Source organism: Methanoculleus frigidifontis (genome assembly GCF_030464345.1).
In the GTDB taxonomy this organism is placed as follows: Archaea; Halobacteriota; Methanomicrobia; order Methanomicrobiales; family Methanoculleaceae; genus Methanoculleus_A; species Methanoculleus_A frigidifontis.
Genome location: NZ_VCYH01000013.1, coordinates 1 through 20,963 on the forward strand (window position 1 = coordinate 1; position 20,963 = coordinate 20,963).

Genomic DNA, 20,963 nt, shown 5'->3' on the forward strand with positions numbered 1-20,963 from the left:
AGCACATGACTGCCACGATTGCACAGGCATTTGAGAAACTGGCGACGAAGAGAACCTATTGGGAGAAATGGGTGAAGAAATTTATGAGTCCGAAGTATGCTTCAAAGCTGTTGAGCGAGTAACTATAATAATGTGTGAATATAATCCACGTCGCACTTCCGAATGGGGGGAAGAGCATGCCGAAGGAATTTCATGGAGTCGTCAACGTCGATGCCCGGGACTCGGTTCCGGACTGGACGCCGTATAAAGAGCCGAAAGCACCCGAAGGTGCCCCGAATGTCCTGATGATCGTCCTCGACGATGTCGGGTACTCAGCCATGTCCTGCTACGGCGGGTTGATCGAAACCCCGAATATCGACCGCCTGGCAGAAAACGGGCTGCTGTACACCCAGTGGCACACGACGGCACTCTGCTCGCCGACCAGGGCCTGCCTGCTCACCGGCAGAAACCACACCACCGTCGGGATGGCCTGCATCGCCGAGGCAACCACCGGGTTCCCGAACTCGAACGGCCACATCCCGTTCGAGTGCGCCACCCTCGCAGAGGTGCTGCTCGAGCAGGGCTACAACACCTACATGCTGGGGAAGTGGCACCTCTGCCCGCAGGAAGAGATGCACATGGCTTCGACCAAACGAAACTGGCCGGGCGGCCGGGGATTCGAGCAGTATTACGGATTCCTCGGAGGCGAGACCAACCAGTGGTACCCGGCCCTGGTCTCCGATAACCACCCGGTGGCGCAGCCGAAGACTCCCGAAGAAGGCTACCACCTGACCGAGGACCTGACCGACAGAGCGATCGAATTCATCCAGGACGCCAAACAGATCAATCCGGACAAACCCTTCTTTATGTACTACTGCCCCGGGGCAACGCACGCTCCGCACCATGCTCCGAAGGACTGGATTGAAAAGTACCGGGGCAGATTCGACATGGGCTACGAGCGCTGCCGGGAGATGGTGCTCGAGCGGCAGAAACAGATGGGCATCGTTCCCGAGAATACCGAGCTGCCGCCGCTCAACCCCATCGGCACACCGGAGACGAGGAGCGGTCCCGAAGGAGAGCCATACCCGGAACTCGACACCGTCAGGCCCTGGGACTCTCTCAAGGAGGACGAAAAGAACCTCTTCTGCCGCATGGCCGAGGTCTACGCCGGGTTCCTCGCCCACACCGATGCCCAGATCGGCCGGCTCATCGACTTCCTGGAGGAGAGCGGCGAACTGGAGAATACCCTGATCGTGCTCGTCTCCGACAACGGCGCCAGTGCCGAAGGCGGGCCGAACGGCTCGGTCAATGAGAACAAATTCTTCAACGGCATTCCCGATTCTCTCGAAGAAAACCTGAAAATGCTGGACGACCTCGGAAGCCCGAAGACCTACAACCACTACTGTTCGGGGTGGGCGATGGCGTTCAACACCCCGTTCAAGATGTGGAAGCGCTACTGCTACGCCGGCGGCATCTCCGACGCCTGCATCTTCCACTGGCCGCGGGGGATCCGGGCAAAAGGGGAGAAGCGCCATCAGTATCACCATGCCATCGACGTCGCGCCCACGATCCTCGAGTGCATCGGCATCACGATGCCCGATGAGGTAAAAGGATACACCCAGTGGCCCTTCGAAGGGATCAGTATGGGCTACTCATTCGGGGAACGCGATGCACCGACCCGGAAGACGACTCAGTTCTATTCCATGCTCGGATCCCGGGGTTCCTGGCACAATGGCTGGAAGGCAGTCACCACCCATCCGACCATCGCCGGGTGGGGGCACTTCACCGAGGATACCTGGGAGCTCTACCATGTCGAAGAAGATCGCTCGGAGATCCGGAATCTGGCCGAACAGCACCCGCACAAGCTCCTCGAACTGATCGCACGCTGGTGGCACGAGGCAGGGAAGTACAAGGGGCTGCCGCTCGAAGATCGCACGCCGCCGGAGGTTCTGACCCTGCCGCGGCCTCAACCCGCGCCGGAGCGCAACCTCTTCGTCTACTACCCGAAAACCGCCCCGGTTCCCGAAGGGGTGGCGGTGAACATCCGCAACCGGTCCTATACCATCGCCGCCGACGTCGACGTACCGGAGGGGGGCGGCGAAGGAGTCCTCCTCGCTCTCGGGAGCAGGTTCGGGGGCCATGCTCTCTACGTCAAGGAGAACCGCCTGCATTACGTGTACAACTTCGTGGGGATCATCGAGCAGCACGTCGTCTCGGAGGCTATGGTTCCGGCCGGCAGGAGCATCCTCTCCGCCTCGTTCGTCAAAGACAGCGAAGAACCGCGAGGGACTGCTCACGGGACCCTGACGCTCTATATCAACGACATACAAGTCGGCGAAGCAAGGATCAAGACCCAGCCGGGGTACTTCGATCTCGCCGGCAAAGGGCTTTCCATCGGGCGCCACCTGGGCGAAGCAGTGACCGACGACTACCCCGGCGAACCACCCTGGGCGTTCACCGGGACGATCCACAAGGTCATGGTGGACGTCACCGGCGAGCCGTACGTCCACCTCGAGAAAGAGGCGGCCGCGATGATGGCCCGGGAGTAAGAGTGGCGGCAGCGGGGGGTGTCTCCACCCCCCACAACCGCCGCTCCGCTGTTACGCCGGATTCGTCGCCTGTTCGGGAACGGCTCCGAGTTTTTCGAGCGCCCGCTCGATGGGCGTCTCCGATGGGTGGAAGGTCATCCGGGTGATGCAGTCGAGGACGGCAAATTCCGCCCGGTCGAGAAACTCCTCGGGCGGGGAGGACCTCCCCGGAACCCACACACACTCAAACCCGCCCCGGCGAAGCGCTTCCCTGAGGGGGGCGACTGCCCGCACATCTCCGATCTCTCCGAGCGCCCAGGCCGCGATCCAGACGAAATCGTCGCAGGCACTCGAGAGCGCCCCGATGAGCGGTTCGACCGCCCGCGGATCTCTGAGCCTCCCGAGTGCCCAGGCAGCAACCATATGCAGCGTAAATGCATCTTCTCCCGAAGCGTACGGCCGCGAGAAGTCCAGCAAAGCGATCAGGGGATCGACTGCACGGGCGTCTTTGAGGCTGCCGAGTGCCCATGCCGCTTTCCAGCGTATTTTGGGATCGTCATCGCCCAGTCTCGCGATAAAAAACGCTACCGGGTCACCGCCGGGGTCGGGGAACGCTTCCCGCCAGTCCCAGCAGCTTTCTCCAGGTTCTTCCGGTGAGGGGCTCATGCCCGTGGATAGGCTGCACCGGCATATATGGTTAGCCGCGTCGTGCGCGAGCCGGAATGAGATCTCCGTTGTCCTCTGCTCATGGGCGCCGGCAGCCTGCAGGGCTCCGTTCGCCGGGCATTTCGGCATCTTTCCGGCGCGGTTTGCCGATTCCGCCGCTCTGACCCCGGCGTTGTTTCCGTTCACCGACAATTATAATTGCTTCACGATAGAACTGGCGCCGGCAGCTGGTCGTCCCGGCGTATCACACCTGCTCGATCACCGGGCCTGTGGCGAGGCGAAACGGGGACGGCGGCTCAACGGTCTGTGGAGTGATCTGCAATGATGCGAAGAAGAGCGGAGGGCGGCCTGCGGGGCCGCGAAGAGGCCGGCGGCACGCATCGCTACAAGATGCGGGAGAAACTCGTCTCCATCGGAGACGACTACTGGATCGAGAACGCAGCGGGGGAGCGGGCGTTCAAGGTGGACGGCAAAGCCCTCCGGGTGCGGAACACGCTGGTGATCCAGAACCGGGAGGGGCAGGATCTCTACAGAATCCAGGAGCGGATGCTCCGGATCAAGGACACCATGGAGATCGAGAAGGGCGAGGGCGGGACAGCAGCGACGATCAAGAAGGCGCTGATCGCGCCGCTCCGTGACCGGTGGACGGTGAGCATCCCCGGCGGGGAGGACTGGGACGTGCAGGGCAACATCCTCGACCACGAGTACCGTATTGACGCCGGGCGGCAAAGCCGGGTTGCGGAGGTCTCAAAGAAATGGTTCCGGATCCGGGATACCTACGGCGTGGAGGTGGAGCCGGGGCACGACGACGCGCTCGTCCTCGCCGTGGCGGCGGCGATCGACCAGATGGCGCACGATTAGGCTGCCCCTGGAGAAGACGCGTGCCTGCCCGCGTATTCGTCGTGCGACGGGCGACGGATCCTGGCGTGCGGGCACGGCCGGTCTTCATGCTGCGCTCACCGGGGAGAAGAGGGTAAAAACGTATGGTAGAAACCGCATCGTTCACGGTCTTTCTCGAGACGATAGGTGTTCTCGCGGTCGTGATCTTCGTGCTCTCGAGCATGCTCGGCATGGGATTTTCCCTGACCCTGCGCGAGATCGCCGAATCACTCAAAAACCTGCGGCTGGTCGTCCTCGCCCTGGTGGCGAACTTCGTCCTGGTACCGCTGCTCGCGCTTGTGCTGCTCCTGATCTTCCCGCTCTCCGAAGGGCTCTCTATCGGCCTGTTCGTCCTCGGTGCTGCCGCAGGAGCGCCCTTCCTGCCGAAACTCGCGCAGGTGGCGAAGGGGAACATGGCTTTTGCCATGGGGCTGATGGTGCTCCTGATGGTGGTGACGATCGCCTACATGCCGATCGTCCTGCCGCTGCTGCTCCCCGGTATCGCGATCGATCCTTGGGCAATCGCCCGATCGCTCGTCCTGCTGATGCTCATACCGCTCGCAATCGCCCTCCTCGTCAGGGCGCGGTACGAGCGCGTGGCGACGGGTCTCCTGCCCCTGATGAACCAGGCAGCGAATCTCTCACTGCTCACGCTGATCGTGGCGTTCTTCGTGGTCTACTTCGACGACATCGGGGGCGTCGTCGGCACCACCGCAGTCCTCGCAACGATCATCTTCGTGCTGGTCTCGTTTGCAATCGGCTACCTCCTCGGCGGCCCGGACGGCGGCACAAAACGGGTGCTCGGCGTCGGGACGGCACAGCGAAACATCTCGGCGGCGCTGGCGATTGCCGCCCTCAACTTCACCGACCCGGATGTGATGGTCATGATCCTGGTAGTCGGGCTGGCGGGTCTCGTGCTGCTGATGCTCCTCGGCGGAGAGAGGGGCAGGCGGGCCGAGGCGGCATCCGGGACTGCCCGCCAGGAGAGGTCTGCAAAGAGATCGCAGGGATGAAGGGAACAGAGAGACACTCCACTTTTCACGGCCGGAGGTGAGGCACCCCATACTCGTTCCTATCTTTTCGTCCGTGCGGCGTTTGACGGCTGCCCGGATGCGAGCGCGAGAGGGAGTGCCATCCCTCCTGCAGGTACTCCCCTTCGCAAGACAAGGCGCGGGGGTGTTAATCCCGCATGATCCAGGCAGCCGCTTCCGCATCATGGTCGACAGAATGCTCGGCGCCGGAACCGTTATCGGATACAACGACGCGCTCGTCCTCGCCGTGGCGGCGGCGATCGGCAGGATGGGATCTCCGGACGGCACAACGCCTGATTGGGGAGGAATGGCTCCAAAATCAGGAAGTATCAAGATATTCGGGCACACAGAGATTATATAAATAATTATTTATATTTTATGCCCCATCATGGTTCGAACCCGCCGCCAGACTGCACACTGCCGGAGAGAGAGAAAGACTATGGACAGCGGCGCTCTGCTCTCTGATCCGTCGGCACGAGGGCAATGGATCACGGTGCGCGGGCAGGCAACTCACCAGAAAGTCAAAGGGGAAATAAAAAATGGCTGAAGTAATGTATGGACCGATGCACCTCCTGGTCATCGGATTCGAGAACCCGGACTTCCACGGCCAGATCCGCCGGGCGCTCGGGTCGGCGATGGAGAAGGGTGTCGTCAGGCTGATCGATCTCCGGTTCGTCTGGAAAGACGCGGACGGCAACGTCACCGCAATGGAGGCGACGCAGCTCGACGAAGAAGAGCGGCAGCGTTTCGGCGCCGCCGTCGGCGCGCTCATCGGCCTCGGGGCCGGGGGCATGGAGGGGGCACGGCGGGGTGCCGAGATGGGCGCCATGGCGGCGGCCGAGAAGAATTACGGCATGGATCAGGACGACGTCCGTGAGGAAGTCATCGCTGCCATCCCAAACAACAGTGCCGCCGCCGTCCTCCTCATCGAACACCTCTGGGCAAAGGACCTCAAAGGGGCCCTCCGCGATGCGCACGGCTCCCTCATCGCCCAGGGGATCATCGAGCCCGAAGCCCTCGTGATGGCCGGGGCGGCGCTCCGGGAGGCGGTCGAGGCTGCGGAAGAGGAGGAAGGAAAGACGCTGGTGGCAGCGTCGGTGCGCTGAACCGGCGTTCCGGCCGGCCTCGCTCTCATTTTTATCGGCGTATCCCGATACGGAGAGCCGGGGCGAGGATTCGTGTTTCACCTGAAAGGAAGAGGATGAGCGTGGCGCCACACCCGAAAGGCGGATTTCTGCCTCTGGAAGACTACGGGCTGATAGGCAACAGGCACACGGCGGCGCTCGTGAACAGCGCCGGCTCGATCGACTGGCTCTGCTGGCCAAGGTTCGACTCACCGTCGATATTTGCAGGGATCCTGGATCCCGATCGCGGCGGGGACTGGATCATCCGGCCGACCTGCACCTTCACGAGCCGCCATCGCTACCTGAAGGATACAAACATCTTGCAGACGATCTTCGAGTGCTCCCCAGGAAAGGCTGCCCTGCTCGACTTCATGGACATGACCTGGGCCGAACAGGACATGGAAGGCGGTCCGCCGGGAAAGCTGATCCGGATCGTACGGGGCCTTGAGGGCAACGTTGAGATGACGAGCGTCTGCCGCCCCAGACCGAACTATGCCCGCGACGCCCCGGCGATCACGCTGAACGGTAATGAAGCGGACATCGGTCCGTTCGTGATCACCGGCCCTCAGGGGTGGCTCAAGGACGGAAGCGACATGTCGCTCTCGCAGACATTCGTCGTCCGTCCGGGCGAGCAGTTCTTCTTCACCCTTGCCGGCGACCGGGACAAGAGCCCTCTGGCCTCCATCTCCGCCGCAATGCAGTCGACCTTGAGCTACTGGAGGACCTGGGCCGGGAAGTGCACCTACCGGGGGCCGTACCGGGATATGGTCATACGGAGCGCTCTTGTCCTGCAGCTGATGACCTATGCGCCGTCGGGAGCCATCGTCGCGGCGCCGACGACCTCGCTGCCGGAGGAGGTCGGAGGCGAAAGGAACTGGGACTATCGGTTCACCTGGGTCCGCGACGGCTCACTGACGCTCTTCGCCCTGCTTCTTACCGGCTATCACGACTTCGGGGAGAGCTACGCCGGGTGGATCTACAACACGGTGAACCCGGACGATGTCAAGATTCTCTATCCGATTACACCCGAAGGTCAGACGACTGAAGAGATTTTAGACCACCTGAGCGGATATCGAAACTCCAGGCCCGTCCGTATCGGGAACGGCGCGGCAGACCAGCTGCAGCTCGACGTGATCGGGGAGGCGATGGGTGCGGCCCGGTTCGCATGGCGTGCGGGACTCTGGAAACCTCCCGGGGAAGGAAGAAGAATCCGCATGATGCTCGACTGGCTCATCGAACGCCGACATGAGCCGGACAGCGGGATATGGGAGGTCCGGGGGGGGCTCCGGCACTTTGTGTACGGAAAAGCGATGATCTGGTACGCGCTCGATGCCGCAATCGAGATCTTTGAAGGGCTCAATCTAAAAGGCGATCTCGAGCGCTGGCGGGAAGAGCGGGACGCCATCCGCGAGGAGATCATGACCCGGGGCTGGAGCACCAGGCTCAGCGCCTTCAAACAGTCCTATGAGGACGATCTTCTCGATGCAGCCAATCTCATGCTTCCCATCATCGGCTTCATCGACGGCAGGGATCCTCGCATGCTCTCGACGCTCGACGCGACGATGAAAGACCTGGTCGTCGACGGCCTCTGCTACCGCTACATCGACGCTCCCGAGGGCCTCCGCGGGAAGGAGGCGACATTTATCCTCTGCACCTTCTGGCTGGTCAGTGCCCTGGTTCTGGCCGGCCGGACCGAAGAGGCGCGTGAGATATATGAGAACCTGCTCTCAAAGGCCAGCCCTCTCGGCCTGTTTGCGGAGGAGATCGATCCGGTCACGGGGGAGCAGATCGGCAACTTCCCGCAGGCGTTCTCGCACATCGGGGTAATCCATGCCGCGGTGACGCTCGCGTACTTCGCAGGCGTCGGGAACGTCGATCTTGAAGACTGGGAGGCAGCCGCCAGGAAGCACCGGGCCCGGGGTCAGAGAAGCGATCAGACCAGGGAGCATGTGGTTAGGGCATCAAAATGAAAGCGATCACTCTCGAACCGATGGAAACAGGAACCGCACAACCGGAGGAACCCGATGGCGTCTAAACCCGACCGGATCACGGGTTTTGTTCTCGTCGTCGCCGCAGTTGCCGCCGTCGCCGGGATCCTCTTCGGATTCGATACCGGCGTCATCTCCGGGGCGATCCTCTTCATCAACGAGGATTTCAGCTTAACGAGCGCCACGACCGAGGTGGCGGTGAGCTCCGTGCTGATGGGCGCGATCATCGGGGCGCTCTTCGGCGGCCCGCTCTCGGACAGGGTGGGGCGCCGCAGCTCCATCCTCTCTGCAGCGGCGATCTTCCTCGTGGGTACGGTCGTGGTCGTTCTTTCCCCAATCTTCTCGATCTTCATCATCGGCAGGATCCTGATCGGGATCGCGATCGGCGTCGCATCGTTCGTCGCTCCCCTCTACATCTCCGAGATTGCGCCGGAAAATATCCGGGGCGCCCTTGTATCGCTCAATCAGCTCCTGATCACGATAGGCATCCTGATCGCCTACGGTGTGAACTACTATTTTGCGGCGGAGGGCGCCTGGCGGGCGATGTTCCTCGCAGGCTTGATCCCGGGCACGGTTCTCCTGGTCGGCATGTTCCTGATGCCCAGAAGCCCCCGGTGGCTGATGTTCATGAACCGCCCCGGCGACGCCGAAAAAGTCCTCCGGAAGATCCGCGGCACCCCCGATGTATCGGATGAACTCGGCGAGATTGAGAAGAGCATGCGGACGGAAGGGGCGGGAACGTGGTCGGATCTCTTCGCACCCGGCGTCAGGCTCCCGCTGCTCCTGGGTGTCGGGCTCGCGGTTCTCCAGCAGGCGACCGGGATCAACACCGTCATCTACTACGCCCCGACCATCTTCCAGTTTGCCGGCCTTGCGGAGGCGACCGCCTCGATCGCCGCGACGGTCGGGATCGGCATCGTGAACGTCCTGGTGACCCTGGTGGCCATCTGGCTCGTCGACCGGGCAGGACGCAGGCCGCTGCTCCTCGGGAGCCTTGCCGGCATGGGCATCGCCATGCTGCTCCTCGGGATCGGGTTTGCCTTCGAGGGCGGCGGCGGAGGGGCGGCGGTCTCGCTCGGGCAGGTCACCGCGGTAAGCCTCATCATCTACGTCGCCGCCTTCGCGCTGGGCCTCGGGCCGATATTCTGGCTGATCATCTCCGAGATCTACCCGCTCAGCGTACGGGGACTTGCTATGAGCCTCGCGACGGTGACGAACTGGGCCGCAAACTTCATCATTGCAGCGACGTTCCTCTCGCTGGTGGACCTCATCGGGGAGTCCGGCGTCTTCCTCCTCTACGCCCTGATTGCAGCGCTCGCGTGGCTCTTCGTCTTCAAGCTCGTGCCCGAGACCAAAGGGCTGTCTCTGGAGCAGATCGAGGCGTACTTCCGGTCCCGTGGCCGGGTCGGAGAAGAGACGAGACCAAGAAATATGTGATTGAGGTAGCGCGATGAAAGCGATCACTGTTGAACCGATGAAAGCGGGAACCGCACGGTTGGAGAATGTTCCCGAACCGGATATCCGGGACGGCTCGGCGCTTGTGGAAGCCATCGCCGTCGGAGTATGCGGAACCGATGCCGAAATTGTTGCAGGAAAATACGGATGGGCGCCTCCGGGGAGAACACGACTTGTTCTGGGGCACGAATCGCTCGGCCGGGTGATCGATCCCGGACCGGCATCAGGGTTACACGTTGGGGATCTCGTCGTGGGCATTGTCCGGCGCCCCGACCCGGTTCCTTGCGCGAACTGTGCGGTAGGGGAGTGGGATATGTGCACCAACGGGCTGTACACCGAGCGCGGCATCAAAGAGCTTGACGGTTTCATGTCCGAGCGGTGGAGGATTGAACCCGAGTACGCGATGAAAGTGGATCCCACGCTCGGGATCCTCGGCGTGCTCCTCGAGCCGATGACGGTTCTCGCGAAAGCCTGGGAGATGGTAAGAGCAATCGGCCAGCGCTCGTTCTGGGAGCCGGAGAATGCGCTCATAACCGGCGCAGGGCCCGTCGGCCTTCTCGCGGCTCTTATCGGTATGCAGGAAGGGCTGGATGTCCATGTCTTTGATCGGAATGCATCGGGTCCCAAGCCCGAAGCGGTCAGGGCTCTCGGAGCGACGTATCACTCGACATCCGTATCAGACGTAGGCTTCGAACCGGACATCATCATCGAGTGTACCGGTGTCGGGCAGGTCATCGCCGAATCCATTCACCAGGTGGGAGCCGGCGGCGTCATCTGCCTCACGGGTGTCGGTAAGGGAGGCCCACTTCCTGCAACGCCCACGGCGGATACCGCCGCGGCGGCGGTGCTCCGAAATGTTGCCATCGTTGGAAGCGTGAATGCCAACAAGCGGCACTGGTACAAGGCCTCCAGAGCCCTGGTCCGCGCCGATCCAACATGGCTCGAGCGCCTCATTACACGGCGGGAAAGACCGGAAAACTTCCAGGAGGCCCTGGTGCGGCAACCCGGAGACATCAAGGTCATCGTTCAGTTCTCCGAGATCTGACGTGGGGGGAGCTCTGCAGCACATCACATGAGGGGAGAATACGATGGCTTCAGACTGGATCGACGTTTCGGTAACGCTGAAAACCGGCATGGTCACCTGGCCGGGTGACCCGCCGGTCAGGATCAGCCATGCCCAGAGCATGGAGCGGGGCGATGCGAGCACGGTATCGCTCCTCGAGATGGGCGCCCATACCGGCACCCACATGGATGCCCCTGCGCACTTTGTCCGCGGCGGCACCGGGATCGGCGACATCCCGCTGGATGCGAGCATCGGTCCGGCGCGGGTCATCCCCATCCGTGACCGCACGTCCATCGAACCCGACGAGCTGGAGGGGCATTCCATCCGGCGCGGCGAGCGGGTCCTCTTCAAGACCCACAACTCCGATCACGTCTGGGATACCGACAGGTTCGTCGAGGAGTTCGTGTACATCTCGGAAGCGGCGGCCCAATACCTCGCCGAGCGGCAGGTGCGGCTGGTCGGCGCGGACTACCTCTCCGTCGGCGGTTTCCACGCGGACGGCGTGAAGATTCACCAGACCCTGCTCAATGCCGGCATCTGGATCATCGAGGGGCTGAACCTGAAACAGGTGCCGCCGGGCGAGGTAGACCTGGTCTGCCTGCCGCTGAAGATCCTCGGCGGCGACGGTGCTCCGGCCCGGGCGCTCGTGCGTCCTTTGGACCGGGCGGCCGGAGAGGTGCGGTGAGAGAAAAATGGAGAAGGTTGTATGAAAGTCATTATCGTCGGTGGAGTGGCCGGCGGGGCGTCGTGTGCAGCGCGCCTGCGCAGGCTGGATGAGAACGTTGAGATCCTCATGGTGGAACGCGGGCCGTACGTCTCGTACGCGAACTGCGGGCTGCCCTACCATGTCGGGGACGTGATTGAGAAAGAATCGAGCCTGCTCGTGGCCAACGAGGAGCTCTTCCGCGCACATTTCGCAGTCGATGTGCGGACCAACTGCGAGGCCGTTGCGGTCTCGCCGGAGAAGAAAACCGTGGACCTGCGCGATCTGGTGACCGGGGAGGTCACCACGCACTCGTACGACAAACTGGTGCTCTCCCCCGGAGCCGCCGCCGTCCACCCGCCGCTGCCGGGGATAGACCTTCCCGGGCATCTTCCACGTCAAGACCGTGCCGGATGCCAGGGCTATCCACGAGTGGCTTGAGAAGGGCACCGCATTCCTCTCCGGCATGGACCGGTACTCGGGGTTCCAGACCCTCAGGCCCAAAACCCGGGCCGTGGTGGTCGGTGGGGGGTTCATCGGCCTTGAGATGGCGGAAAACCTGATCCAGCGCGGCTTTGAAGTGACCCTGCTGCAGAAGCCGGATCAGGTCTTACGGCCGCTCGACCGGGAATTTGCGCAGGTCGTCGAGGCCTTTATGGAGAGTCACGGGGTCCGCGTGATGCACGGCGACAGGGTGGTCGGGTTCAAGCAGGCCGAGCATGGCGCCATCAGCGTGGAGACCAGCTCAGGCAGGACCTACCTCGGCGACGTGGTGATCCTCGCTATCGGTGTGCGCCCGGAGACCGCCCTGGCGAAGATGGCCGGATTAGAGATCGGCGACCTTGGAGGGATACGTGTCGACGACCATATGCGCACGAGCAATCCTGATATCTTCGCCGTCGGCGACGCTGTCGAGGTGAAGGATTTCGTCACCGGCGAGTGGAGCCTGATCCCGCTGGCGGGCCCGGCCAACCGGCAGGGCCGCATCGCGGCCGATGTCATCGCGGGGCGCGACTCCCGGTACCGCGGCACCCAGGGCACCTCGATCATCGGGCTCTTCGGCGCGGCCGTTGCCTGGACGGGGCCCAGCGAAAAGATGCTGAAAGAGCTCGGTGATACCGATTACGAAAAGATCTACATCTACCCGAACTCGCACGCAGGCTACTACCCGGGAGCCGGCCCGATCGCGATGAAGGTCCTCTTCCGGAGATCCGACGGACGCCTGCTGAGCGTGCAGGCGCTCGGCAAGGAGGGCGTGGACAAGCGGGTGAGTGTTCTTGCGGCGATGATCCAGATGGGCGCTACGGTATACGACCTTGAGGAATCTGAGCTCTGCTACGCGCCCCAGTTTGGCAGCGCAAAAGATCCGGTGAACTTTGCCGGGATGGTGACGGCCGACGTCCTTCGGGGCGATATGCCGCTCAGCCAATGGGATACCGCTCTGACCGGATTCCTTCTGGATGTGCGCGAACCGATGGAACTCGCCGTGGAAAGCGTGCCCGAAGCGCACAACATCCCGCTTGGAGAGCTCCGGGAGCGGCTCGGCGAACTCCCCCGCGACCGCGAGATCCACGTCTTCTGCCGTTCCAGCCAGCGGGCTTATTATGCGACGCGGATTCTTGTGCAGAACGGATTCAACGCGAAAACCGTATCCGGAGGAATGCTTTCGCTTGCGCACAATTACCTCTTTGGTACGGGCGCGGGCGCGGAACCGGGGGAAGCAGTCGAACCGGTCGAAGCGAAGGAGGAGAAGAAGCCGATGGTCGCCCCGGCACGCTGAGCCGGTGCCGGGACCGGCGTGCTTTCGCGTGAGCAGCAGTACCTCTTTGATACGGGGGAGGAGTGTGTGCATGATTCATGCCAGCGTGCAGGTGAGGGGTGGTGGCGTCCCGCAGTGATGATAGCCCGAAGAGGTCCGGTGAAAACCGCCTGACCGCCTTTCTCCCCGCCGATAGGCTGCGTGCATTTGCCGACGGGGTCTTCGCGATCGTCATCACGCTGCTCGTCCTCGAACTCCCCGTGCCGGAAGCCACCGATGACCTGCTGTGGGCGCTTCTCGAAGCGTGGCCCGATTTCCTCGCCTATGTCATCAGTTTCGTGTTTATCGGCGGGTTCTGGATCACCCACTCGTCCATCACCCGGCTGACGGAGCATGAAGACGGCGTTACGTTCCGGATGACGCTCGTGATGCTCTTCTTCGTCTCCCTGCTCCCGTTCTCCACGAGCCTGATGGTCAAGCATCTCGTCGGACCTGGTTCCCGGCTGTCGGTCTTCATCTACGGGCTGGATCTGCTCTTCGCATCATTCATGCTCGATCGGATCATGCGCTACCTTGCCCGGCGCCCGGAGCTCCTCGTCGACGGCCTCGCAGTCGATGACCATCGTCCCCGGAAGATCGGCCGCGAAGCGCCCGAGCGGGTGTCCGGCCGCAGGGATGCACTCCACGAAGCCGGCCGACGGTGCCGTATCTCCCGATCGTCTCGAGCAGCCACTCCCGCCGGGCGGCCCGGCCCTCCCTGAAGCGGGGGTCTCTGTCGATGCCCGGCATGTTGCCGCAGACGCTCATCAGGTCGTCGACGTTTTTCTTCGGTGATGTCTTCGAACGTGAATTCCATGGTATCAGATCCGGCAATAGTCTCTCGGGCGACGGCCGTGATAAGGCTGCCGCCGTGAAACCGTCCGATACCGCCCGGACGGCGATATGCGACGGAACGAACCGTTCTTCCCCGGATGTGAGGATTGCGAGGGACGTGCACTCGCCGCAGTCCTGCGGAGGGCGGCGGGACCGACCCCGGCCCGCCCCGAAACAAGCCCGTATATCGCGTATTTTCCTCCGGTTTCGGGGGTCGTGGAGGAGGGAGGTGGGAAACGCGGCGTATGCACTCCGATGGCGAAAATACCGGAATATCATGGACCTATAACGACGATATGACGGGCAGTAATTTTTGGGAGGGTGCTGAGTATGGGCGGGGCAGAGATCGGCCGTCTGCGGGCGTCTGTGCGGGTGGTTTTTTCGGCGGATTTTTGGCCGGATTTGCGGGTATTTAGCGTTTGCTGAACGTGGCGGGGCGGCAGGAGGGTTGACCAGGGTTCTGCGGACGACCGTCCGGCGGTAGGAGAACTGGTTCTTCGGTTGACGCCGAGGGATTCCGGATACCGGCGATTCGGCCGGAGGAGGATAGGGTTTCCCGTTGTCGCCGGGGGGAGTTGCGACCGGTGTGGCCGGGTGAACTCGGGCGGCGGGGTAGTTACGATAATGAGAAGGCGATCTGCCGCTCACGTGGGGTGCAGGTGGAGAACTACGAGGAGTGATATGCACGACCGGGGCGGTGTCACCGATCTTGCTGGAGTGTCCCGGGCGGGAATATTTTGTTATGCCAGAATATTTACCGGATGAAACAATTCTGGCTACGCAACAAACCACCAATTCCGATCCACACGCCCGCGAGGGGTGTGACCAACGCAGGTTATCCTCGACCGCACCCTGTAATATTTCAATCCACACACCCGCGAGGGGTGTGACGTGGAGCGACGAGAGGTTGGTGTGGGTTGCCCGTTCTATTTCAATCCACACACCCGCGAGGGGTGTGACAATTTGGCGATGTTCTCATCGACGGCGTGTTGGAGATTTCAATCCACACACCCGCGAGGGGTGTGACCTCGTGCCCTCGTACTTCTTGACAATGGTATCGAGATTTCAATCCACACACCCGCGAGGGGTGTGACGCTCCCGGATCAGATCGTCGCGGAGGTCTTGCTGATTTCAATCCACACACCCGCGAGGGGTGTGACTCGCTCTTGGCATCGATATCGGCATCGGTCTTATAATTTCAATCCACACACCCGCGAGGGGTGTGACGGCGGACCGGGCGACGGTATCACGGTAGCGTATACATTTCAATCCACACACCCGCGAGGGGTGTGACTATCGTTCGTCGATCGCCTGGTAGGGATCGCAGGTATTTCAATCCACACACCCGCGAGGGGTGTGACTCTCGTTCTGTTCGTATATAGATGCAAGTTCTGCATATTTCAATCCACACACCCGCGAGGGGTGTGACATGCACGGAACGATTACATCTCGTTTGAATCGTATATTTCAATCCACACACCCGCGAGGGGTGTGACACCTCCGCACCGTCAACAAGGCGATCCCGTTTAAATTTCAATCCACACACCCGCGAGGGGTGTGACTCGGGACACATGGGGCACATGGGGCACGTAGTACAATTTCAATCCACACACCCGCGAGGGGTGTGACCCGGCATGGTGGAAACAGTGCAGCACCAACGCCGAATTTCAATCCACACACCCGCGAGGGGTGTGACTCTGTCTTCTGTAGTATGCTCTTCTGGCTCATTATTTCAATCCACACACCCGCGAGGGGTGTGACTCCCACACGGTACGGCGGTTGCGTCCTGCTGGAATTTCAATCCACACACCCGCGAGGGGTGTGACAAGCAGGCGGCAACCGCCGGCACCTACCCGTCGATATTTCAATCCACACACCCGCGAGGGGTGTGACGTCGTCGAGCTCCAGGGTAAACGGGTGTGATACCCATTTCAATCCACACACCCGCGAGGGGTGTGACTTTTTCACTCCTTGAAATTAGACCGCTCCCGGGAATTTCAATCCACACACCCGCGAGGGGTGTGACAAAACGGACACGGCCAGGAATCAGTCTGATAAAAAATTTCAATCCACACACCCGCGAGGGGTGTGACTTCGTTGGTTTCCGTCATAATTCATTCACCTCATATTTCAATCCACACACCCGCGAGGGGTGTGACCCGAGCCAGATCTCCGAGCCGTTCGGGAGCGTGAAATTTCAATCCACACACCCGCGAGGGGTGTGACAATCCCCTTCGGGCAAACCGGTCTGACCATCTCCAATTTCAATCCACACACCCGCGAGGGGTGTGACAACGACTCCTGCCGCTTGCACTCGACGCCGTACGGATTTCAATCCACACACCCGCGAGGGGTGTGACTTGCCGTCGATCAGCGAGTATCCGCACATCTGCTGATTTCAATCCACACACCCGCGAGGGGTGTGACGATGCATTCTGCTGCTTTGCCTTCCACCGCTCGTTATTTCAATCCACACACCCGCGAGGGGTGTGACTAGACCCCGTGAGGGAGTCTCATGCCAAAAAAACCATTTCAATCCACACACCCGCGAGGGGTGTGACGAGGCAACCGGATTAACACCGGGTGCCGCCGTCCGATTTCAATCCACACACCCGCGAGGGGTGTGACTTTCAGATAAGCAGCATACCCGTGCCTGGCTGATATTTCAATCCACACACCCGCGAGGGGTGTGACAAACTGGACGGTCGTATAATCGGCATTCTCTTTATTTCAATCCACACACCCGCGAGGGGTGTGACGCGGCAGCCGGATCAGGTCGCGGGCGACGTTCAGGATTTCAATCCACACACCCGCGAGGGGTGTGACAGGCAACCGGATTAACACCGGGTGCCGCCGTCCGATTTCAATCCACACACCCGCGAGGGGTGTGACAAAGTGCCGCCTCGGGTAACCATCAGGCCGCACGGATTTCAATCCACACACCCGCGAGGGGTGTGACTTGCGCAGGCCGAAACCCTTATCGACAAAATCACATTTCAATCCACACACCCGCGAGGGGTGTGACTCTATGGGGAGGGGACCCCGAATGTCATCATTTGCATTTCAATCCACACACCCGCGAGGGGTGTGACTCTACTGGAAACGTCTCAGCTAGTATTGCTGCAATTTCAATCCACACACCCGCGAGGGGTGTGACTTACAATCTCCCGGAGTGCGTCGTTTCGCTCTGGATTTCAATCCACACACCCGCGAGGGGTGTGACCATCGAGCCCGATACCCTCGGCGTCGATGTAGTTAAATTTCAATCCACACACCCGCGAGGGGTGTGACGTGACCACAAAAACAAGAGCCTCGAGCGGGAATTATTTCAATCCACACACCCGCGAGGGGTGTGACCAAACTCACACAGGGCATTATGGCTGCAATCAAGATTTCAATCCACACACCCGCGAGGGGTGTGACGGCGCCATCCGGCACGTTCACGTCCACCGCCAGGAATTTCAATCCACACACCCGCGAGGGGTGTGACTCAGGCCCGGTTCCAGGGCATGCTGGAGATCCTGATTTCAATCCACACACCCGCGAGGGGTGTGACCTGACGGCGCGGGGCCAGGAACTCCTGGCCGAATTTCAATCCACACACCCGCGAGGGGTGTGACCACGCAGCCGGGGCGACCCTCGACGCCTGCACGGTATTTCAATCCACACACCCGCGAGGGGTGTGACAGATCAACAACCTCGCCCGGCTCTACTGGCTCAAATTTCAATCCACACACCCGCGAGGGGTGTGACTCTCGGGTTCAAGACAGGGCAGAGCAAGTTCAAGATTTCAATCCACACACCCGCGAGGGGTGTGACTCTGTGGTGAGTGTCAGGAAGACCGCCGAAGAATAATTTCAATCCACACACCCGCGAGGGGTGTGACCGCGTGATTACGATACGGAGTGGTACTATCATCTTATTTCAATCCACACACCCGCGAGGGGTGTGACTCGAGCGGAACAGATTTTATGTTCCAACTTAGGAATTTCAATCCACACACCCGCGAGGGGTGTGACACAGTCCCAGGTAGAGGAACCAGAGGATGGCGAAATTTCAATCCACACACCCGCGAGGGGTGTGACGACTGGTACTGCCCGGAGTGCCACAGGCAGCGAATTTCAATCCACACACCCGCGAGGGGTGTGACCCTTTGGGAGCTCGATGTATGACCGCTCCGGATGATTTCAATCCACACACCCGCGAGGGGTGTGACTCTGATCTCTCGGTGCCGGGGGATCGGCAGACTCATTTCAATCCACACACCCGCGAGGGGTGTGACCCGAGCTCGACCGCATAACCCGGTATCAGGCAGAATTTCAATCCACACACCCGCGAGGGGTGTGACAATCCCGCAAGGGTGATCTATCGAAGTTAATTGAGATTTCAATCCACACACCCGCGAGGGGTGTGACCTCTGCCTATCTCGCCATGGCAAAATCCCGGAGGATTTCAATCCACACACCCGCGAGGGGTGTGACTATGTGCCTCAAATTGTTCCCGGTAAAGTGGAGAATTTCAATCCACACACCCGCGAGGGGTGTGACCCGACTGGTGCGCCGTACTGCCCTCTGATCGGAATTTCAATCCACACACCCGCGAGGGGTGTGACACCCTGCAGGACGTCTACGCATCGGGCGAGGCAACGATTTCAATCCACACACCCGCGAGGGGTGTGACGTGGCCTGGGAACCGATATACAACAGCCTGCTCATTTCAATCCACACACCCGCGAGGGGTGTGACTGTGCGTCGGCAAAATCCTTTAGAGTAACACTCAATTTCAATCCACACACCCGCGAGGGGTGTGACTCACCCGACCATCTGGGTCTACGAGGACAACCGGATTTCAATCCACACACCCGCGAGGGGTGTGACGAGCCATGGAGTACATCGGCCCTGCCGTCGAGGTCCTATTTCAATCCACACACCCGCGAGGGGTGTGACTGGGGGGGAGCCCCTGTGAGATATACATCTTGGATTTCAATCCACACACCCGCGAGGGGTGTGACGCAGCAGAGGGGGCGACCGCATGATCTACCGACGGATTTCAATCCACACACCCGCGAGGGGTGTGACTATATATTGTATAATACACCAATATCACATAGATATTTCAATCCACACACCCGCGAGGGGTGTGACTCAAGGCTGCCGCGCGAGTATGGCGGGTTCATATTTCAATCCACACACCCGCGAGGGGTGTGACTCCTGGAGACGATTGCCGATGTCCAGGATGACGAATTTCAATCCACACACCCGCGAGGGGTGTGACCGTCATCTTCTACTCAAACTCGTTCAAGTACTCAATTTCAATCCACACACCCGCGAGGGGTGTGACCCGTCCGTAGAAGTATGGCCGATAACCTATTATCATTTCAATCCACACACCCGCGAGGGGTGTGACGTCTCGCTCAAGGCATCACTCGAGATCCGGATCATTTCAATCCACACACCCGCGAGGGGTGTGACAGTGAGTATGGGTTGTCGGTGTGGTCGTCGAACAAATTTCAATCCACACACCCGCGAGGGGTGTGACTTCGGTTGACATGTATCTGTGGTGAAGGACTCCGAATTTCAATCCACACACCCGCGAGGGGTGTGACGCAGAGCTCGGACGCCGCCCGCAGCCGCAGCGGGATTTCAATCCACACACCCGCGAGGGGTGTGACTTCGAGGATTCCGGCTTCCTCATGCCGTTCCAGATTTCAATCCACACACCCGCGAGGGGTGTGACGTCGATCCGGCGGAAAAAATACCGGCCGAACACAATTTCAATCCACACACCCGCGAGGGGTGTGACGGATCTCAAGCACCTCTCTCCCCACTCGGCTGCGGTATTTCAATCCACACACCCGCGAGGGGTGTGACTTGGTGAAAGTGTTATGACCACAACAAGACAAACAGAAATTTCAATCCACACACCCGCGAGGGGTGTGACTTCTTGTGAGCGTCGTTGAACCGGACGGTGTAAGATTTCAATCCACACACCCGCGAGGGGTGTGACGTTCCGATCGACATGACGAACGCGACATCGTTTGATATTTCAATCCACACACCCGCGAGGGGTGTGACTCTGTCCTGCCGTTTTGTCGAGCACGATCTGAAATATTTCAATCCACACACCCGCGAGGGGTGTGACACCGCAAAGCGAAAGGCAACACTTGAGAAATGGAATTTCAATCCACACACCCGCGAGGGGTGTGACCCCATCCGATCGCTGCGGATGCAACCGCCGTCAGATTTCAATCCACACACCCGCGAGGGGTGTGACTACACTCCCGACGAGAAGCCCTGCAATCAGCAGATTTCAATCCACACACCCGCGAGGGGTGTGACTATGACGGCATCTACGAACAGGAGATCGAAGTATATTTCAATCCACACACCCGCGAGGGGTGTGACTTGAGGTCTAATGCCGGTTCATAGTGCTTTTCGAGATTTCAATCCACACACCCGCGAGGGGTGTGACTCGGCAGGTGCCGCACCCCGACGCTCCGGGAGCATATTTCAATCCACACACCCGCGAGGGGTGTGACTGCGGCCATGCTCGATGCCGATCAGGCCCTGCAAATTTCAATCCACACACCCGCGAGGGGTGTGACCTTTGGTCTGCGGGGAGGTGGATAATGCCTCGGATTTCAATCCACACACCCGCGAGGGGTGTGACGCCTGGCTCGAGCGCAATGCAGGAGGGTCGTCGGATTTCAATCCACACACCCGCGAGGGGTGTGACGCCCGTCCGTTCATCCTCGATGCTCTCATCGAAAAGATTTCAATCCACACACCCGCGAGGGGTGTGACGCGTGCTGGTCTACGGCATCCGGTCGACCGGGGCAGATTTCAATCCACACACCCGCGAGGGGTGTGACCGCAAAAACGATCCGGATCAACACTTCATCCATCGCTGAAGGAC

At 60.8% G+C, this 20,963-nt stretch carries 13 protein-coding genes and 1 CRISPR repeat array; of the genes, 12 read left to right on the plus strand and 1 reads right to left on the minus strand.

Features of this window, described 5'->3' with window-relative positions:
* The first annotated feature begins 176 nt into the window (after positions 1-176).
* Positions 177-2,528 (plus strand): arylsulfatase, encoded by a 2,352-nt coding sequence (locus FGU65_RS14530; protein WP_301665224.1) that lies wholly within the window; start codon positions 177-179, stop codon positions 2,526-2,528.
* A gap of 51 nt (positions 2,529-2,579) precedes the next feature.
* Here FGU65_RS14530 and FGU65_RS14535 read toward each other — a convergent pair whose 3' ends face one another.
* Entirely contained in the window at positions 2,580-3,173 is a 594-nt protein-coding gene (locus FGU65_RS14535) for a HEAT repeat domain-containing protein (protein ID WP_301665225.1), read from the minus strand.
* A gap of 321 nt (positions 3,174-3,494) precedes the next feature.
* On the opposite strand from FGU65_RS14535, the gene FGU65_RS14540 reads away from it, so the two are divergent.
* The 11 genes from FGU65_RS14540 to FGU65_RS14590 all read left to right on the plus strand — a co-directional run bounded on the left by FGU65_RS14540 (position 3,495) and on the right by FGU65_RS14590 (position 13,936).
* Positions 3,495-4,034, plus strand: coding sequence for an LURP-one-related/scramblase family protein (locus FGU65_RS14540; RefSeq protein ID WP_301665226.1), 540 nt, complete (start codon positions 3,495-3,497; stop codon positions 4,032-4,034).
* Between the two features lie 122 nt (positions 4,035-4,156).
* The gene (locus FGU65_RS14545; protein ID WP_301665227.1) at positions 4,157-5,065 is read left to right on the plus strand and encodes a bile acid:sodium symporter family protein; all 909 of its coding nucleotides are present in this window, start codon (positions 4,157-4,159) and stop codon (positions 5,063-5,065) included.
* Between the two features lie 202 nt (positions 5,066-5,267).
* Entirely contained in the window at positions 5,268-5,444 is a 177-nt protein-coding gene (locus tag FGU65_RS14550) for a hypothetical protein (protein WP_301665228.1), read from the plus strand.
* Positions 5,445-5,622: 178 nt separating this feature from the next.
* Positions 5,623-6,189, plus strand: coding sequence for a DUF1269 domain-containing protein (locus FGU65_RS14555; RefSeq protein WP_301665229.1), 567 nt, complete (start codon positions 5,623-5,625; stop codon positions 6,187-6,189).
* Positions 6,190-6,290: 101 nt separating this feature from the next.
* A complete protein-coding gene (locus FGU65_RS14560) occupies positions 6,291-8,177 on the plus strand; it encodes a glycoside hydrolase family 15 protein (protein ID WP_301665230.1) in 1,887 nt (628 codons plus the stop codon).
* A gap of 54 nt (positions 8,178-8,231) precedes the next feature.
* On the plus strand, positions 8,232-9,632 hold the full coding sequence (locus tag FGU65_RS14565; RefSeq protein WP_301665231.1) for a sugar porter family MFS transporter: 1,401 nt from the start codon (positions 8,232-8,234) through the stop codon (positions 9,630-9,632).
* Between the two features lie 13 nt (positions 9,633-9,645).
* The gene (locus FGU65_RS14570) at positions 9,646-10,695 is read left to right on the plus strand and encodes a glucose 1-dehydrogenase (RefSeq protein WP_301665232.1); all 1,050 of its coding nucleotides are present in this window, start codon (positions 9,646-9,648) and stop codon (positions 10,693-10,695) included.
* Positions 10,696-10,738: 43 nt separating this feature from the next.
* On the plus strand, positions 10,739-11,398 hold the full coding sequence (locus tag FGU65_RS14575; RefSeq protein WP_301665233.1) for a cyclase family protein: 660 nt from the start codon (positions 10,739-10,741) through the stop codon (positions 11,396-11,398).
* Positions 11,399-11,419: 21 nt separating this feature from the next.
* A complete protein-coding gene (locus tag FGU65_RS14580) occupies positions 11,420-11,857 on the plus strand; it encodes an FAD-dependent oxidoreductase (protein WP_301665234.1) in 438 nt (145 codons plus the stop codon).
* Positions 11,823-13,196, plus strand: coding sequence for an FAD-dependent oxidoreductase (locus FGU65_RS14585; RefSeq protein ID WP_301665235.1), 1,374 nt, complete (start codon positions 11,823-11,825; stop codon positions 13,194-13,196). The genes FGU65_RS14580 and FGU65_RS14585 overlap by 35 nt, the downstream gene beginning before the upstream one ends.
* Before the next feature lie 101 nt (positions 13,197-13,297).
* On the plus strand, positions 13,298-13,936 hold the full coding sequence (locus tag FGU65_RS14590) for a TMEM175 family protein (RefSeq protein WP_301665236.1): 639 nt from the start codon (positions 13,298-13,300) through the stop codon (positions 13,934-13,936).
* Positions 13,937-14,842: 906 nt separating this feature from the next.
* Positions 14,843-20,919: direct repeats of the CRISPR family, unit length 32 nt; unit sequence ATTTCAATCCACACACCCGCGAGGGGTGTGAC.
* Positions 20,920-20,963 lie beyond the last annotated feature (44 nt).

Bases quoted from the DNA above. Each gene is read 5' to 3' on its own strand.
- FGU65_RS14580 (WP_301665234.1), top strand. From the start codon at position 11,420: ATGAAAGTCATTATCGTCGGTGGAGTGGCCGGCGGGGCGTCGTGTGCA.
- FGU65_RS14545 (WP_301665227.1), top strand. From the start codon at position 4,157: ATGGTAGAAACCGCATCGTTCACGGTCTTTCTCGAGACGATAGGTGTT.
- FGU65_RS14565 (WP_301665231.1), top strand. From the start codon at position 8,232: ATGGCGTCTAAACCCGACCGGATCACGGGTTTTGTTCTCGTCGTCGCC.
- FGU65_RS14550 (WP_301665228.1), top strand. From the start codon at position 5,268: ATGGTCGACAGAATGCTCGGCGCCGGAACCGTTATCGGATACAACGAC.
- FGU65_RS14555 (WP_301665229.1), top strand. From the start codon at position 5,623: ATGGCTGAAGTAATGTATGGACCGATGCACCTCCTGGTCATCGGATTC.
- FGU65_RS14575 (WP_301665233.1), top strand. From the start codon at position 10,739: ATGGCTTCAGACTGGATCGACGTTTCGGTAACGCTGAAAACCGGCATG.
- FGU65_RS14540 (WP_301665226.1), top strand. From the start codon at position 3,495: ATGATGCGAAGAAGAGCGGAGGGCGGCCTGCGGGGCCGCGAAGAGGCC.
- FGU65_RS14535 (WP_301665225.1), bottom strand. From the start codon at position 3,173: ATGAGCCCCTCACCGGAAGAACCTGGAGAAAGCTGCTGGGACTGGCGG.
- FGU65_RS14570 (WP_301665232.1), top strand. From the start codon at position 9,646: ATGAAAGCGATCACTGTTGAACCGATGAAAGCGGGAACCGCACGGTTG.
- FGU65_RS14530 (WP_301665224.1), top strand. From the start codon at position 177: ATGCCGAAGGAATTTCATGGAGTCGTCAACGTCGATGCCCGGGACTCG.